Origin of the sequence: Leifsonia sp. Root227 (genome assembly GCF_001428745.1) — a bacterium.
Taxonomy (GTDB): Bacteria; Actinomycetota; Actinomycetes; order Actinomycetales; family Microbacteriaceae; genus Leifsonia.
This window is the reverse complement of the sequence record NZ_LMIO01000003.1, coordinates 961310-976811: the sequence shown is the minus strand read 5'-3', so window position 1 is coordinate 976811 and position 15502 is coordinate 961310. Positions and strand designations below refer to the sequence as shown.

The window sequence follows — 15502 nt, the reverse complement described above, 5'->3', positions numbered from 1 at the left end:
CGACCCGCGCTGGCGCGCTGCATACCTCGACCGCATCCAGCGCACCGTCGAGCGGGACAAGAACCACCCCAGCATCGTGATCTGGTCGCTCGGCAACGAGTCCGGCACCGGCGCCAACCTCGCGGCCAACGCCGCCTGGGTGCACGACCGCGACCCAGGCCGCCCCGTGCACTACGAGGGCGATTACACGGGCGAGTACACCGACGTGTACTCGCGCATGTACTCCTCGGTGCGCGAGACGGCGGAGATCGGCACGGACGGCTCCCGCTACCCGCTCCTCGGCACGACGCCCGGACAGGGAGCCAGGCAGCGGACGAAGCCGTTCCTGCTCTGCGAGTACGCGCACGCGATGGGCAACGGCCCAGGCGGTCTGGATGCATACGAACGGCTGGTGCACGAGCATCCGCGCTTGCACGGCGGGTTCGTCTGGGAGTGGCGACCCCCTTCTACGCCTACGGCGGCGACTTCGGCGAGGTCATCCACGACGGCAACTTCGTCATGGACGGCATGATCCTCAGCGACGACACCCCCACCCCGGGGCTCAGCGAGTACAAGGCCGTCGTGCAGCCGATCCGCTTCGAGTTCGGAGACCGCACCGTGACCCTCACGAACCTGCGGCACACGGCCGACGCCTCCGATCTGGCGTTCCGCTGGCGCGTCGAGCACGACGGGCGGCGCATGTCGCGCGGCGAGCTGGACGTCGGCTCGCTGCCCGCGGGCGCAGCGGTCACGGTCGCCCTGCCGACCGTCGAGGTGGCGCAGGATGCGGAGACCTGGCTCACGATCGACGCCGTCCTGCAGTCCGCAACGGCGTGGGCAGAGGCCGGCCACGTGGTCGCCAGCGGGCAGGTGGACCTGAGCGCGCGCATCCCCTCGGCTGTTCCGCGCCCTGTGCCCGCGGCGCTCGTCGCCGGCGCACCGTCGCGGTCGACGCTCGGCCCCGCCGAGTTCGAAGACGGCGTGCTGGTGCGCCTCGGCGGTCGCGAAGTCGCCGGGCCGCGCCTGGAGCTGTGGCGCGCCCCGACCGACAACGACGAGGGCGCATCCCGAGCGGAGCCCGGCGAGGACGACGCAAGCATCGCCGGCGTGTCGAGCGCCACCCTCTGGCGGGCGGCAGGACTCGACCGCCTGACCCACCGCGTCGTGTCGGTCGAGCACGCCGACCGGGCGCTGCGCGTGCGCACGCGGGTGTCGGCGGCGAACTCGTCCGCGGCTGTCTGGGTGGATGCGCTCTGGACGCTCGACGCAGACGGACGGCTCACCCTGCGCACCGAGATCGCCCCGTCGACCGGCTGGGACACCGTCTGGCCGCGCATCGGCCTGCGCTTCGACCTGCCGGACGGCTCGAACGCCGTCGACAGGGCGGAGTGGTTCGGCCGCGGTCCGCTGGAGGCGTACCCGGACAGCATGACCGCCGCCCTGGTCGGTTCGTTCGGCGCGACGGTGGACGAGCTCAACGTCGTCTACGCGCGCCCGCAGGAGACGGGACACCGGGCCGACGTGCGCACGCTCACGCTCGGCACAGCGGACACCGACGCCCTGCGCCTCACCCTGGTCCAGGACACCGCCGGGCGCCGCCCAGGCTTCAGCCTGAGCAGGCACACCCCGCAGCAGGTCGCGGCTGCCGGGCACCCGCACGAGCTGCCGGACAGCACGACGACCTACCTGTTCGTCGACGCCGCCCAGCACGGCCTCGGATCGCGGGCGTGTGGCCCAGACGTCGCCGCGGAGCACGCGCTGCGGCCGGAGGCACGGACGATCACGATCCGCTTCGGCGACTGACGCGCTGCTGAGACACGAGAGGCCCCTGACCGCGCTGCGATCAGGGGCCTCTGTGCGCGTACGCGTCGGCGATTCAGCGATTCGGTGATTCAGCGGTTCAGCGGCGACATGTCCGCGTACCGGTCCCCCACCGCCGGGGCGACGCTGCCGAGTCGCTCGAGCTGCTCCGGCGACAGTTCCAGCTCGTCCGCCGCCACGTTCTGCTCCAGGTTCTCCACGCGGCGCGTTCCGGGGATGGGCGCGATGTCGTCCCCCTGCGCCAGAAGCCAGGCGAGCGCCACCTGGCCGGGGGTCGCCCCGGCTTCGCGGGCCACAGCATCCACCTGTTCGACGATGCGGATGTTGGCCTCCAGGTTGTCGCCCTCGAAGCGCGGGTTGAACCGGCGGAAGTCGTCGGGCGCCAGCTCGTCGAGCGAACGGATCGTGCCGGTGAGGAAGCCGCGGCCGAGCGGCGAGTACGGCACGAAGCCGATGCCGAGCTCACGCACGGTCGGCAGGATCTCGGCCTCAGGGTCGCGGCTCCAGAGCGAGTACTCGGTCTGGATCGCCGTCACCGGATGCACGGCGTTGGCGCGGCGGATGGTCTCCGGCGCCGCCTCCGACAGGCCGTAGTGACCGATCTTGCCCTCCCCGATCAGCTCGGCGAGTGCGCCGACCGTGTCCTCGATCGGTGTGCCGGGGTCCATCCTGTGCTGGTAGTAGAGGTCGATGTGGTCGGTCTGCAGGCGCCGCAGCGACCCCTCGACCGACAGTCGCACGTTCTCCGGCGAGCCGTCGAGGCCGCGTTCGTCCTTGCTCCTGTGCAGGATCGTGCCGAACTTGGTCGCGATGACCACCTGGTCGCGCTTGCCGGCGAACGCGCGGGCGAGCAGTTCCTCGTTGGCGTACGGGCCGTAGATCTCGGCGGTGTCGAAGAATGTCACCCCCAGGTCGATGGCGCGGTGGATGGTGCGGATCGAGCCGGCGTCGTCGTCGCCTGCGCCGGTGTAGAACGCGGACATTCCCATGCAGCCGAGGCCGAGGCGGGAGACCTCGAGCTTCTCCGTGCCGAGTGTGATCTTCTTCATGCGGTTACCTTCTCCTGATAGAGACCGATCTTGTGGTCGATGGCCGCCAGACTGGCCGTGACCTCCTCGAGCTGCCGCACCACGTTCATCCGGTGCACGAGCAGCAGTTCCAGCCGCTCCGCGGTGGTGTCGTCGCCGCGACGAGCGAGCTCGGTGTACTCGCGCATCCTGGCGATGGGCATGGCGGTGAGACGCAGCTTGGTGAGGAAGACGACCCAGTTCACGTCGGCGTCGGTGTAGCGACGGTGCGTGGAGGATGCGCGCCCGACGGGGGTGCGCATCAGCCCTTCTCGCTCGTAGTAGCGCAGCGTGTGGGTCGTGAGACCCGTGCGCTCCGCGACCTCGGAGATCGAGAGCTCTGTCGCTGTATCGGTCATGGTTGCCACGATAGGACTTCGAGTGCACTCTAAGTCAATCCGGAGACGCCGATCGTGTCGGATGCTCCTGCTAACTTCACAGAATGGCTCTCACGAAGTACTACGTCGCGTCGTCCATCGACGGTTTCATCGCGGATGCGGACGACCGCATCGACTGGCTGCTGCAGTTCGGCTTCGAGGAGTTCGACGAGCACTATCAGCGCTTCCTCTCCGGCATCGGCGCCATCGTGATGGGCGCGGCCACCTACGAATTCCTGCTCGCCGACGACACCACCGAGTGGCCGTACGCCGGCATCCCGACCTGGGTCGTCACCCACCGCGCCCTCCCCAGCATCCCAGGCGCAGACCTCACGTTCTTCGAGGGCGACCTGGGAGCGCTGGATGCCGAACTCCGCGAGGCCTCGGGCGACCGCGACGTGTGGGTGGTCGGCGGCGGGCAGATCGCGGCCCAGCTCGCGAACGCGGGGCTGCTCGACGAACTGCACATCACCTACGTGCCGGTGCTGGTCGGTTCCGGCAAGCGACTGCTCCCCGTTGCGCAGGCGAGCAGCCCGCTGACGCTCGTCGGTACCACCGCGTTCCCGAGCGGGTCCGTGGAGCACGTCTACCGCATCGGCTGACGCCGCTTACGCGGTTCTGCTTGCCCGACGCCGCTTACGCGGCCCTACTCACCCGACGCCGCTTACGCGGCTCTACTCACCCGACGCCGCTTACGCGGCTCTACTCACCCGACGCCGCTTACGCGTCGAGGTGCCGTTCGCTCAGCTCGTCGGCAGGGAGGGGGCGGGCGATCGGGATGCGGCTGCCGAGCACCTGGGCCACGAGGTCGCGGGCGATCTTCTGCGCTGTGAGCCCTGCGTCCTCGAGGATCTGCTCGCGAGTGGCGTGGTCGATGAACTCGTCCGGGAGTCCCAGCTCGTCCACCGCGGTGTCGATGCCTGCCTCGCGCAGGCTCTGCCGCACGCGCGTGCCGATACCGCCGACGCGGATGCCGTCTTCGATGGTCACCACGATCCGGTGTTCCGCCGCCAGCTCCAGGATGCTCGTGGCCACGGGGACCACCCAGCGCGGGTCGACCACGGTCGCTCCGATGCCCTGCGCCGCGAGGCCGTCCGCCACGGTGAGGCCCAGCTCAGCCATCGGCCCGACCGTCACGATCAGGACGTCTTTGCGGTCGGCCTCGCGCAGCACATCCACGCCGTCGTCCGTGCGGCGCACCGCGTCGATGTCGGCGCCGACCGAGCCCTTCGGGAACCGGAGCACCGTCGGGGCGTCGTCGACCGCGACCGCCTCCGCCAGCTCCTCACGGAACCGTGCGCCGTCACGCGGCGCGGCGAGCCGGATGCCGGGAACGACCTGCAGGATCGCGAGGTCCCAGATGCCGTGGTGACTCGGGCCGTCCGGGCCGGTCACCCCCGCCCGGTCGAGCACGAACGTCACTCCGGCCTTGTGCAGGGCGACATCCATCAGCACCTGGTCGAACGCGCGGTTGATGAACGTGGCGTAGATCGCGACCACGGGATGCAGTCCCCCGAACGCGAGACCGGCTGCGCTCGTCGCCGCGTGCTGCTCGGCGATGCCGACATCGTGCACCCGCTCGGGGAAGCGTTCGGCGAACTTGTGGAGGCCGGTCGGGCGCAGCATCGCGGCGGTGATGCCGACGATCTTCTCGTCCTTCTCGGCGAGTGACACGATCTCGTCGGCGAACACGCTCGTCCAGGACGGCTTGCTCGAACTCTCGATCGGCTCGCCCGTCTCCGGGTCGATCTTATTGACGGAGTGGAACTGGTCCGCCGCATCCCGAAGCGCAGGCTCGTAGCCGCGGCCCTTCTGCGTGATGGCGTGCACGATCACCGGGGCGCCGTAGTTCTTGGCCTGCCGGAGCGCTTCCTCCATGGCCTCGATGTCGTGGCCGTGCACCGGCCCGATGTACTTGATGTCGAGGTTGGAGTACAGCGCCTCGTTGTTGGAGAAGCGGCTGAGGAATCCGTGCAGGCCGCCGCGGATGCCTCGGTAGAACGACTGGCCCGGGCCGCCGAGGCGGTCGAACGCCTTGCGGCTCGACAGGTACAGGTTGCGGTAGCTGCGCCGGGTGCGCACCGTGTTGAGGAAACGTGCCATGCCGCCGATGGTCGGGGCGTACGAGCGGCCGTTGTCGTTGACGACGATGATGAGCTTGCGGGTGTTGTCGTCGCTGATGTTGTTCAGCGCCTCCCACGTCATGCCGCCGGTCAGCGCGCCGTCGCCGACCATGGCGATCACGTGCCGGTCGTCCTGCCCCGTCATGGCGAACGCGCGGGAGATGCCGTCCGCCCAGGACAGCGAGCTGGACGCGTGCGAGCTCTCCACGATGTCGTGCTCGGACTCCGACCGCTGCGGGTACCCGGCGAGGCCGCCGCGCTGCCGCAGCTGCGAGAAGTCCTGCCGCCCGGTGAGGAGCTTGTGCACGTACGACTGGTGCCCGGTGTCGAACACGATGGCGTCGCGCGGGGAGTCGAAGACCCTGTGGATGGCGATGGTCGACTCGACCACGCCGAGGTTGGGTCCGAGGTGACCCCCGGTCTTCGCGACATTCGCGACCAGGAACGCGCGGATCTCCCCCGCCAGCCGAACAAGCTCCTCTTCCGAGAGCGTGTCCAGATCGCGGGGACCGTGGATGGTCTCGAGGATGCTCATGCTTCGAGTCTAGGCGCGGACAAATCGAAGCTCGCTCCGAAACGGCAATTCCGGCTCATCATCACGCCCCTCAGGCACCCAAACGGAAGCGGCCGGCGACCATCAGGTCACCGGCCGCTCGCGTGTGTGCGCTAGACGAGGCTCCGCAGCACGTACTGCAGGATGCCGCCGTTGCGGTAGTAGTCCGCCTCACCAGGGGTGTCGATGCGGACGACCGCGTCGAACTCGATCGTCTGCTTCCCGGCAGGCGAATCGCTGCTCGGCTCGGCGACCACGTGCACCGTCTTCGGCGTCGTGCCCTGGTTCAGCTCCTCGAGCCCCGAGATCGATACGATCTCGGTGCCGTCGAGACCGAGCGACGCCCAGCTCTCCCCCGCAGGGAACTGCAGCGGGACGACGCCCATGCCGATCAGGTTCGACCGGTGGATGCGCTCGAAGCTCTCCGTGATGACCGCGCGGACGCCGAGGAGGCTCGTGCCCTTCGCCGCCCAGTCGCGGGACGAGCCGGAGCCGTACTCCTTGCCGCCGAAGATCACCAGCGGGGTGCCCTGCGCCTGGTAGTTCTGCGACGCATCGTAGATGAACGACTGCGGGCCGCCCTCCTGGGTGAAGTCGCGGGTGTAGCCACCCTCGACGCCGTCCAGGAGCTGGTTCTTCAGGCGGATGTTCGCGAACGTTCCGCGGATCATGACCTCGTGGTTGCCACGACGCGAGCCGTAGGAGTTGAAGTCCTTGCGCTCGATGCCGTGCTCGTCGAGGTAGCGGCCGGCTGGGCTGTCCGCCTTGATGTTTCCTGCGGGGCTGATGTGGTCGGTGGTGACCGAGTCGCCGAGCTTCGCGAGGACGCGAGCGCCCGCGATGTCCGTGACCGGGGTGGTCTCCAGCGTCATGCCGTCGAAGTACGGGGGCTTCCGCACGTACGTGGACTTCTCGTCCCACTCGAAAACGGACCCGGTCGGGGTCGGCAGCGACTTCCAGCGCTCGTCGCCCTCGAACACGCTCGCGTACTCGTGGGTGAACATGCCCTCGTTGATCGAGGAGTCGATGGTCTCCTGCACCTCGGCGGCGTCCGGCCAGATGTCCTTGAGGAACACGTCGTTGCCGTCTGCGTCCTTGCCGAGTGCGTCCACCTCGAAGTCGAAGTTCATCGAACCGGCGAGGGCGTATGCGATGACCAGGGGCGGGCTCGCCAGGTAGTTCATCTTCACGTCGGGGTTGATGCGACCCTCGAAGTTGCGGTTGCCGGAGAGGACAGCCGTGACCGCGAGGTCGTTCTGGTTGACCGCTTGCGAGATCTCGTCGATCAGCGGGCCGGAGTTTCCGATGCAGGTGGTGCAGCCGTAGCCGACCGTGTAGAAGCCGAGCTCTTCGAGGTAGCTGGTCAGACCGGCCTTTTCGTAGTAGTCGGTGACGACCTTGGAGCCGGGAGCAAGCGTGGTCTTGACCCACGGCTTGGCCTTGAGGCCCTTCTTCGCCGCGTTGCGGGCGAGGAGGCCGGCGGCGAGCATCACCGAGGGGTTCGACGTGTTCGTGCACGACGTGATCGCCGCGATGGCGACCGCACCGTGGTCGATCGTGAACTCTGTGCCGGACTCGGCCAGGGTGACCGGCGTCGGGTTCGACGCCGTCTTGGGCGAGTGGCTGTGGTGGTGGTGCTCGTGCGTGCTGTGCGTGTCCTCCGGGCTCAGCTCGCCAGGGTCGGACGCGGGGAACGACTCCGAGATGGTCAGGTCGACGATGTCGTGCGAGATCTCCGCGTAGTCGACGAGGTCCTTCTCGAACTGCTCCTTGGCGCCGCTCAGCTCGATGCGGTCCTGCGGGCGCTTCGGCCCGGCGATCGACGGGACGACCGTCGACAGGTCGAGCTCGAGGTACTCGCTGAACACCGGCTCGACGGAGGCGTCGTGCCACAGGGTCTGCAGCTTCGAGTACTCCTCGACCAGCTTGATCTGCTCCTCGCTGCGGCCGGTGAGGCGGAGGTAGTCGAGGGTCACGTCGTCGATCGGGAACATGGCGGCCGTTGAGCCGAACTCCGGGCTCATGTTTCCGATGGTGGCGCGGTTGGCGAGCGGCACCTCGGCGACGCCTGCTCCGTAGAACTCGACGAATTTGCCGACGACGCCGTGCTTGCGCAGCATCTGCGTGATGGTCAGCACCACGTCCGTGGCGGTCACGCCGGTGGGGATGGCGCCGGTCAGCTTGAAGCCGACGACCTTCGGGATGAGCATGGAGACGGGCTGGCCGAGCATGGCCGCCTCTGCCTCGATGCCGCCGACGCCCCAGCCGAGCACGCCGAGGCCGTTGACCATCGTGGTGTGCGAGTCGGTGCCGACGCAGGTGTCAGGGTATGCGAGCAGCTCGCCGCTGACCTCGCGGGTCATGGTGACGCGGGCGAGGTACTCGATGTTGACCTGGTGCACGATGCCGGTTCCCGGCGGGACGACCTTGAAGTCGTCGAACGCGGTCTGGCCCCAGCGCAGGAACTGGTAACGCTCTCCGTTGCGCTCGTACTCGATGTCGGTGTTGCGCTCCAGCGCGTTCTCCGTGCCGAACAGGTCGGCGATCACCGAGTGGTCGATGACCATCTCGGCCGGCGCGAGCGGGTTGATCCTCTTGGGGTCGCCGCCCAGGGCGGAGACCGCCTCGCGCATGGTGGCGAGGTCCACGATGCATGGCACGCCGGTGAAGTCCTGCATGATCACGCGCGCCGGCGTGAACTGGATCTCCGTGTCCGGCTCCGCGGCCGGGTCCCAGCCAGCGAGGGCCTGGATGTGGTCGGCGGTGATGTTCGCGCCGTCCTCCGTGCGCAGCAGGTTCTCGAGCAGAACCTTGAGGCTGAACGGAAGTCTCTTGTATCCGTCGACCTTGTCGATCCGGAATACCTGGTAGTCGGTCGATCCGACCGTCAGGGTGTCTTTTGCACCGAAGCTGTTTACCGCAGACACGTTGCCCTCTCCTTCATCGGCAGGCCTGGTGACGCATGCCTTCGAATGTCCATCTTGGTTGTCCGTCGAACCGAGTTTCCAGCAAGGCAATCCTAAGTCCGCCGCTGGAAAAGATATCTTGACGTCAAGATAAATCTACCACGCGTCAGACGCGATCGAACACCAGGCCACGCCGTCTGGCGAAGCGATAGAACAGTTCGATTCCCGCCGCTCCCACGGCTCCCACCGCGATGCCCCATGCCAGCTCGAGCGACAGCGGCACGTGCATCTGGAAGAACTCCGCCGTGGCCGGGATCACGCACACCAGCACCATCGCCGCCGCGACGGACGCGAGCAGCGCGAGCCGCGGTCCGCTGAGCGGTCTGGTCAGCACGCACAGGATCCACAGCGAGACGCAGAACAGCGCGATCGTCGTCACGCTCCTCGCCTCCCGCAACGGGATGCTCCGATACAGCGGCAGGTAGGCGATCACGGCCGTCGCCCCCGCGATCAGTCCGGTCGGGATGGAGTACCGCAGCACTCGGCGAAGCACGCCTGGCGTGTAGATGCGGGCGTTGGGCGCGAGCGCGAGGAAGAACGACGGGATGCCGATGGCGAGCGTCGAGACGAGCGTCAGCTGCCGAGGCAGGAACGGGAACGGCAGCAGCAGTGCTGCACTGACGAGCGCGAGGACGATGCCGTACACGGTCTTCGCCAGGAAGATGTTGGAGACGCGCTCGACGTTCGCGATCACCCTGCGGCCGAAGGCGAGCACGTCCGGCAGCTTGTCGAAGCGGTCGTCGAGCAGCACCAGCCGACTGACCGCCTTGGTCGCCGCCGTCGCGCTGCCCATCGCGATGCCGAGGTTCGCATCCTTGATCGCCATCGCATCGTTCACGCCGTCGCCGGTCATCGCGACCGTCCTGCCCTGCTCCCGCAGCAGCCCGACCGCGGTGCGCTTCTGTTCGGGGCTCACCCTGCCGAAGATGTCGGCCGTGGCCAGTGCATCGGCGAGAGCTGCGTCGCTGTGGAGCGTGGACGCATCCACTGCCTCGCCGGGAAGGTCGAGGGTGCGGGCGATTGCGGCGACCGTGATCGGGTTGTCGCCGGACATGATGACGACGCGCACCGCCTGCTCGCCGAAGTACCCGAGCGTCTGCCTCGCTTCCGACCGCACGGTCTCGCTCAGCACGATGAGCAGCGCCGGCAGCACCTCCCGGCCGTCGAGCGGCACGTGCGAGCCCGGCGGCAACTGCTGGACGGAGCGGGCGAGCGCGAGCGTGCGCTGGCCTGTGGCAGCGATGGCGTTCGCCCTGGCCAGCTCGTCCGGATGCGCGGCGAGCACCATCTCCGGCGCTCCGAGCAGCCAGGACGACTCCTCGCCGTCGACCGCCATCACGAGCCCGCTGTACTTGGTGGCCGAGGAGAACGGCACCCTCCGCAGCACGCGGAACCGGTCGGACGTGAACGCGCTCGACAGGATGCCGGACGTGGCGTTGCCAGCGTCGTCCGCGCCGAACGCCGCGAGCGCGATCCGCGCGAGTTCCTCGGGGACCGCGTCCCCCGCCGCCTCCGTCCTGTCGAACACCAGCTCGCCCGTGGTGAGCGTCCCCGTCTTGTCGAGGCAGAGCACGTCCACGCGAGCGAGCACCTCGACGGCGGCGAGCTCCTGCACGAGCACCTTCCTCGCGGCGAGCTGGATCGCAGCGACGCCGAACGCGAGGCTCGTCAGCAGCACGAGGCCCTCCGGGATCATCCCGACGACCGCGGCGACAGCATCCAGCAGCGCCCTCCGCCAGCGGGCATCCACGAACAGCTCGCTCCACCCGCCGTACGCGAGCACGCGACCGACCAGGGTGATCAGGATGACGGGGCCGAGAATCCAGGACAGGTACACCAGGATGCGGTTGGTCGCGTCGCGCAGCTCGGAGTGCACGAGCGTGTGGCGGCGGATCTCGCTCGTCAGCTTGCTCGCGTACGAATCGGCCCCGACCGCGGTGACGACCGCGTACCCGGTGCCGGAGGCGACGTGAGAACCGGAGAGCAGCGTTGCGTCGTCGTCCTTGAACACTGGGTCGGACTCCCCCGTGAGCATCGACTCGTCCAGCGACAGCCCTGTGCTCTCGACCACGCGCGCGTCGGCAGGCAGCTGATCGCCTGGTCGCAGCACGAGCAGGTCGTCGAGCACCACGCCCTCGACGGGTACGGTGACCACGGCGCCGTCGCGGCGCACCCTGCTCTCCGGCGCGGCGAGCAGGGCAGCGCGGTCCAGGACGATCTTCGCCCGCACCTCCTGCACGATGCCGATCAGCGCGTTCACCACGACGACGCCGTAGAAGAAACCGTCGCGCAGGTCGCCGAGCACGATCACCGCCACGAAGCAGACGGTCAGAATGCCGTTGAAGAGGGTGAAGATGTTCTCGCGGAGGATGTCGCCGATGGAGCGCGAACTCGGCTGACGCTGGGTGTTGCCGCGACCGTCCCTGTGACGCTCGGCGACCTGTGCGCTGGTCAGCCCCTCCCTGGTTCGCGCATCCAGCATGGCCTACCCCTCTGCTGGCTTCTTCTGCGGTGTCGGGAACTGGCCGCGCACGACGAACCAGGTGATCAGGAGCAGCGGCGCGTAGAGCGGGACGCCCATCAGCAGCTTGGTCAGCGCGAGAGCGCTCGTCGCCGCGTCCGTGTGGGCGAGGTAGAGCGGGACCTGCACGAGCAGCCTGGCGGCGAACAGCAGGAACCAGAGGAAGGTGAGCGCCTGCATCACCCGGAATTTGCTGCGCACGCTGCGCCAGGCGAGGCCGTCGCCCATCAGGTATCCGGCGGCGAGACCGATGAGCGGCCAGCGCACCAGGATCGAGATCAGGAGCGCTGCGCCGTATGCGGCGTTCGTCCAGATGCCGAGGATGAAGTTGTCCTCGCCGCGCCCGGTGATGAGCGCGAGGATCGCGGAGATGCCGACGCCGAGCAGCCCGGCGATGGCCTGGGTCACCGGCGTCTTGCCGATGATCCGGATGGCGGTGAACACCACGGCGACCGCAACGGAGCAGCCGATCGACAGCGGGACGTTCTGCGTGAAGGTGAACAGGATCAGGAAGACGAGACCGGGGACGATCGTCTCGGCGAGACCACGGATGCCGCCGAGCGCGCCGAGCAGGGCGACGCCGGTCGGGGTGTCGCTGTCGGCGAGCTGGCCGAGGCCCGACTTCTGCGCGGCACGGGCGAGGGACTCGCCGATGGTCGCTGCGGCCTTCTCGTCTGGATCCAGCTGCTGCGGGTCGCTCTGCTGCGCATGCTCGGTCGAGCGCTCTGCGTCGTGCTCCCTGTCGGAGCGGTCGGTCACGGTGTCCTGCCTAGAGGGAGGTGTAGCTGTCAGGGCCGGCCTCCGGCGCCGTCGGCATCCGGAGCGGGATGAGGTCGCGCGGCGGCATCGGCGAGTTGCCCCTGACGACCACGATGCTGCGGAACAGGTCTTCGACGAGGGCCGCGGCCTCCGGCTTGATGGCCGCGTCGCCCGCGATCACGCCGCGGAGGAACCAGCGGGGGCCGTCGACGCCGACGAAGCGTGCCACGCGGGTCTCCCCTGGACCGCCTGCTGGGGCGGCGACGGGGATCTCGGCGACGAGCTCCGGTCCGAACACGCCGTCGCGCTCGGAGGTGCGACCGCCCTGACGGTTGACCTGCTCCGTGATCTGCTCGCGGATCTCGTGCCAGAGCCCGCTCGAGCGCGGTGCGGCGAACGGCTGGACCTGCAACGTCGAGTTGGCGTAGTCCAGGCCGACGGCGACGACCCGCTGCGTCTCCTCCTCGACTTCGAGGCGGAGGTGCAGGCCTTCGCGCGGGAGGATCTTGACGCCGCCGAGGTCGACGTACGGACGCACAGGGTTGGCCTCGCTCTCGTCGAGCGGACCCTCCGTCTCGCGGTCCTCCGGCGCCGACTTCTCCCAGCTGTCGCTGCCGGTGTCGTTGCTGTCGCTCAAGCGTGTTCTCCTGACTGGGTGACTGTGTAGCCGGACGAACCGAAGCCCGCTGTTCCGCGGTGGCTGTCCTGCAGACGGTCGACGGGCACGAAGACGGCCCGCGTGACCGGCATGACGATCAACTGGGCGATCCTGTCGCCGACGGCGATATCGTACGGCATCGAACTGTCGGTGTTCAGAACGGTCACGCGGATCTCTCCGCGATATCCCGCATCCACGGTTCCCGGTGCGTTCACGATCGTGATGCCGTGCTTCGCTGCCAATCCGCTGCGAGGAACCACAAAGGCGGCGAAGCCGTCCGGGAGGGCGATAGACACACCGGTCGGCACCGTGTGGCGCTCTCCGGGGGCCAGAGTCACGGCCTCGGCAGCGCACAGATCGGCTCCGGCGTCGCCCGGGTGGGCGTAGACAGGGAGGGTGTTCGCGACGATCGGAACATCAACGGTATCGGTCACGTGTCGAGGGTAGTGCAGAAGTCTGATCGAATAGGAGCATGGACCTGTACCGTGAGCGCCTGTGGGCGGCCCCCTGGCTCTACATTTCGACCGCCCTCGTGATCCCCGCGACCATCCTCGTCTTCGCGCCGATCAACATGGTGGTCGGGATCGTTCTCGCCATCGTCTTCTACCTGGCGATCGTCGGGATGATCATGGCGTCCGCCGCACCTGTGCGCGTGACGAAGAGCGAACTGATCGCCGGGCGCGCGAGCATCCCGCTGGAGTTCGTCGGAGAGCCGACCGCGTACACGGGGGACGACGCATCCCTGCAGCGCGGCCGGCTGCTGGATGCACGGGCCTGGCTGCTCATCCGCGGCTGGGTCAAGCCCGTCGTCAAGGTGCCAGTGCTCGACGCGAGCGACCCAGCGCCGTACTGGCTGATCTCAACAAGAAACCCGGACCAGCTGGTCCGGGTTCTCGATGAGGCTCGACTCGCGTCGTAACTGTTCGCCCTTAGGCGGCGCACTCCACACAGATCGGTCCGAGCTTGGTCTCGTGGTCGATCTGCGAACGGTGCTTCACCAGGAAGCAGTTCACACAGGTGAACTCATCCGCCTGCGGCGGGAGCACCACGACGTCGAGGTCGAGGTCCGACAGGTCGGCTCCCGGAAGCTCGTATCCACCCGGGTTGTCAGCGTCTTCGACGTCGACGACACCGGACATCTTGTCCGGAACTCGCTCCTTGAGGGCCTCGATCGACTCCGAGTCGTCTTCGGTCTTCCGCGGTGCGTCGTAATCCGTTGCCATGCCCATCCACTTCTCGTACTTAACGGCCGATTCTTCGCAATCGGCGGCCATAGTTTGCATCATCGGGGTGCGAATAGCAAACCACTCGGGTGCCTCTCGGCTATTGCTCGGTTTTCAACTTCCGGCACGCCACGGTTATTCCCCGGATTCCGCTCGTTTCCATGGCATCCTGGGCCGGTACGCACGCAGCTGGGAAGGCATCCACCATGCAGGATTTGAAGGTCATCGGGGTCGAGAACGGCGCTCTGCTCGCCGTCGGCGACGACGGTGAGCGGTTCCGCATCGCCGTCGACGATGTGCTGCAGTCGAAGATCCGCCAGGTCAGGCAGGAGACGTCGGCCACCGCCCCGAAGCTCTCGCCGCGCGAAGTGCAGGCGCACATCCGCTCCGGCATGTCCGCCGAGGACGTCGCAAGCGTCACCGGCGCTCCGCTCGACTACGTTCAGCGCTTCGAGGGACCGATCGTCGCCGAACGCGAACACATCGTCGCGAGCGCGCTGAGCGTGCCCGTGCACACCACCGTCGACGTCGATCCCCTCGGCGAGGGCAACACCTTCGGAACGGTCATCCGCGACAGGCTGGCGTCGCTCGGCGTCGCCGGAGAGCGCTGGGCGAGCTGGAAGGACAGCGAGGCAGGCTGGATCGTCAAGCTGGAGTTCACGGCCGACCAGATCGACCACGACGCCCGCTGGGGCTACGACGCCCGCAAGCACGCCCTGGCCCCGCTCAACTCCGAGGCGACAACGCTCTCGCAGGCCGGCGAACTCAAGGGAGGCACCCTCATCCCGCGGCTGCGCGCCGTGATGCCGCACGAGGGCGAACCGGACGAGTCGCGTTTCGACAGCGGAGCCTTCACGTTCCCAGAGGCGCCCGACCTTCTCGGCCCGGAGATCACGCAGCCGCTCGAACCGCTGACGTACAGCCGCACGCCCAACGGCGCCAACAACTCGATCGCCGTCTCCGCCATCAAGCGCGCAGACGACGAGACCCCGCGCGACCTGCACCAGACCGCCGACCTGCTCGAAGCCCTGCGCCGCCGCCGCGGTGAGCGTGAGGCCGCTGTGTACGACGAGCCGGTGGATGTGCGCTCTGACACCCCCGAGCTCGGCGACGCGCCGTTCCGGGTCGTCGACGAGCCGATCGCGATCTTCGACACCCCCATCGACACCGCGCCGCCTGCGCCGGAGTCGCCGGCTCCCGCGCCGTCGTCCTCTGGGCCGTCGTCCTCAGCGCCGAATCCCTCAGCGCCGAATCCCTCAGCGCCGAATCCCTCAGCGCCGAATCCCTCAGCGCCGTCGTCCGACTCCTCGTCCGCGTCAGCGCGTGCGAGCAAGAAGGGCCGCGCATCCATGCCGAGCTGGGACGAGATCGTGTTCGGTGCGCGCACCGACGACGACCTCGCCTGAGAGCCGTGGCCGCCGCGTCCGTTCCTGTCCCGGCCGTCGCTTAGGATAA

13 protein-coding genes and 1 pseudogene are annotated in these 15502 nt (G+C 68.4%); 5 read left to right on the top strand and 9 right to left on the bottom strand.

Annotated features, from left to right (window positions below; all coding sequences use genetic code 11):
- Positions 1–34 precede the first annotated feature (34 nt).
- Both ASE16_RS20160 and ASE16_RS14605 read left to right on the top strand, forming a co-directional pair.
- Positions 35–516, top strand: a pseudogene (locus ASE16_RS20160) (glycoside hydrolase family 2 TIM barrel-domain containing protein); the annotation flags it as partial.
- Positions 499–1782 carry a beta-galactosidase small subunit family protein gene (locus ASE16_RS14605; RefSeq protein ID WP_321164259.1) on the top strand — a complete coding sequence of 428 codons (1284 nt, stop codon included), beginning with the start codon at positions 499–501 and terminating at the stop codon, positions 1780–1782. The pseudogene ASE16_RS20160 and the gene ASE16_RS14605, both read left to right, overlap by 18 nt.
- Before the next feature lie 89 nt (positions 1783–1871).
- On the opposite strand, the gene ASE16_RS14600 is transcribed toward ASE16_RS14605, so the two are convergent.
- Positions 1872–2849, bottom strand: coding sequence for an aldo/keto reductase (locus ASE16_RS14600; RefSeq protein ID WP_055896270.1), 978 nt, complete (start codon positions 2847–2849; stop codon positions 1872–1874).
- On the bottom strand, positions 2846–3226 hold the full coding sequence (locus tag ASE16_RS14595) for a MerR family transcriptional regulator (protein WP_055896267.1): 381 nt from the start codon (positions 3224–3226) through the stop codon (positions 2846–2848). The genes ASE16_RS14600 and ASE16_RS14595 overlap by 4 nt, the downstream gene beginning before the upstream one ends.
- 83 nt (positions 3227–3309) lie before the next feature.
- On the opposite strand from ASE16_RS14595, the gene ASE16_RS14590 reads away from it, so the two are divergent.
- Positions 3310–3846, top strand: coding sequence for a dihydrofolate reductase family protein (locus ASE16_RS14590; protein WP_055896265.1), 537 nt, complete (start codon positions 3310–3312; stop codon positions 3844–3846).
- Positions 3847–3964: 118 nt separating this feature from the next.
- Here ASE16_RS14590 and dxs read toward each other — a convergent pair whose 3' ends face one another.
- From dxs to dut, 6 genes are all read right to left on the bottom strand, one after another.
- On the bottom strand, positions 3965–5902 hold the full coding sequence (gene dxs / locus ASE16_RS14585; protein WP_055896262.1) for a 1-deoxy-D-xylulose-5-phosphate synthase: 1938 nt from the start codon (positions 5900–5902) through the stop codon (positions 3965–3967).
- A 131-nt stretch (positions 5903–6033) separates the two neighbouring features.
- Positions 6034–8847 carry an aconitate hydratase AcnA gene (gene acnA / locus ASE16_RS14580; RefSeq protein WP_055896260.1) on the bottom strand — a complete coding sequence of 938 codons (2814 nt, stop codon included), beginning with the start codon at positions 8845–8847 and terminating at the stop codon, positions 6034–6036.
- A 145-nt stretch (positions 8848–8992) separates the two neighbouring features.
- A complete protein-coding gene (locus ASE16_RS14575; RefSeq protein WP_055896257.1) occupies positions 8993–11368 on the bottom strand; it encodes an HAD-IC family P-type ATPase in 2376 nt (791 codons plus the stop codon).
- A 3-nt stretch (positions 11369–11371) separates the two neighbouring features.
- Positions 11372–12166 (bottom strand): DUF3159 domain-containing protein, encoded by a 795-nt coding sequence (locus ASE16_RS14570; RefSeq protein ID WP_082581463.1) that lies wholly within the window; start codon positions 12164–12166, stop codon positions 11372–11374.
- A gap of 10 nt (positions 12167–12176) precedes the next feature.
- Positions 12177–12803, bottom strand: coding sequence for a DUF3710 domain-containing protein (locus tag ASE16_RS14565; protein WP_055896254.1), 627 nt, complete (start codon positions 12801–12803; stop codon positions 12177–12179).
- Positions 12800–13258, bottom strand: a complete 459-nt coding sequence (gene dut, locus ASE16_RS14560) for a dUTP diphosphatase (protein ID WP_055896252.1) — start codon at positions 13256–13258, stop codon at positions 12800–12802. The genes ASE16_RS14565 and dut overlap by 4 nt, the downstream gene beginning before the upstream one ends.
- A 38-nt stretch (positions 13259–13296) precedes the next feature.
- On the opposite strand from dut, the gene ASE16_RS14555 reads away from it, so the two are divergent.
- Entirely contained in the window at positions 13297–13743 is a 447-nt protein-coding gene (locus tag ASE16_RS14555) for a DUF3093 domain-containing protein (protein ID WP_055896248.1), read from the top strand.
- A 10-nt stretch (positions 13744–13753) separates the two neighbouring features.
- On the opposite strand, the gene ASE16_RS14550 is transcribed toward ASE16_RS14555, so the two are convergent.
- Complete coding sequence (locus ASE16_RS14550; RefSeq protein ID WP_026307201.1) at positions 13754–14047, bottom strand: DUF4193 domain-containing protein; 294 nt, start codon at positions 14045–14047, stop codon at positions 13754–13756.
- Between the two features lie 206 nt (positions 14048–14253).
- Between ASE16_RS14550 and sepH the strand changes: the two genes are divergently transcribed.
- Complete coding sequence (gene sepH / locus ASE16_RS14545; RefSeq protein ID WP_055896626.1) at positions 14254–15453, top strand: septation protein SepH; 1200 nt, start codon at positions 14254–14256, stop codon at positions 15451–15453.
- The last annotated feature ends 49 nt before the right edge of the window (positions 15454–15502 follow it).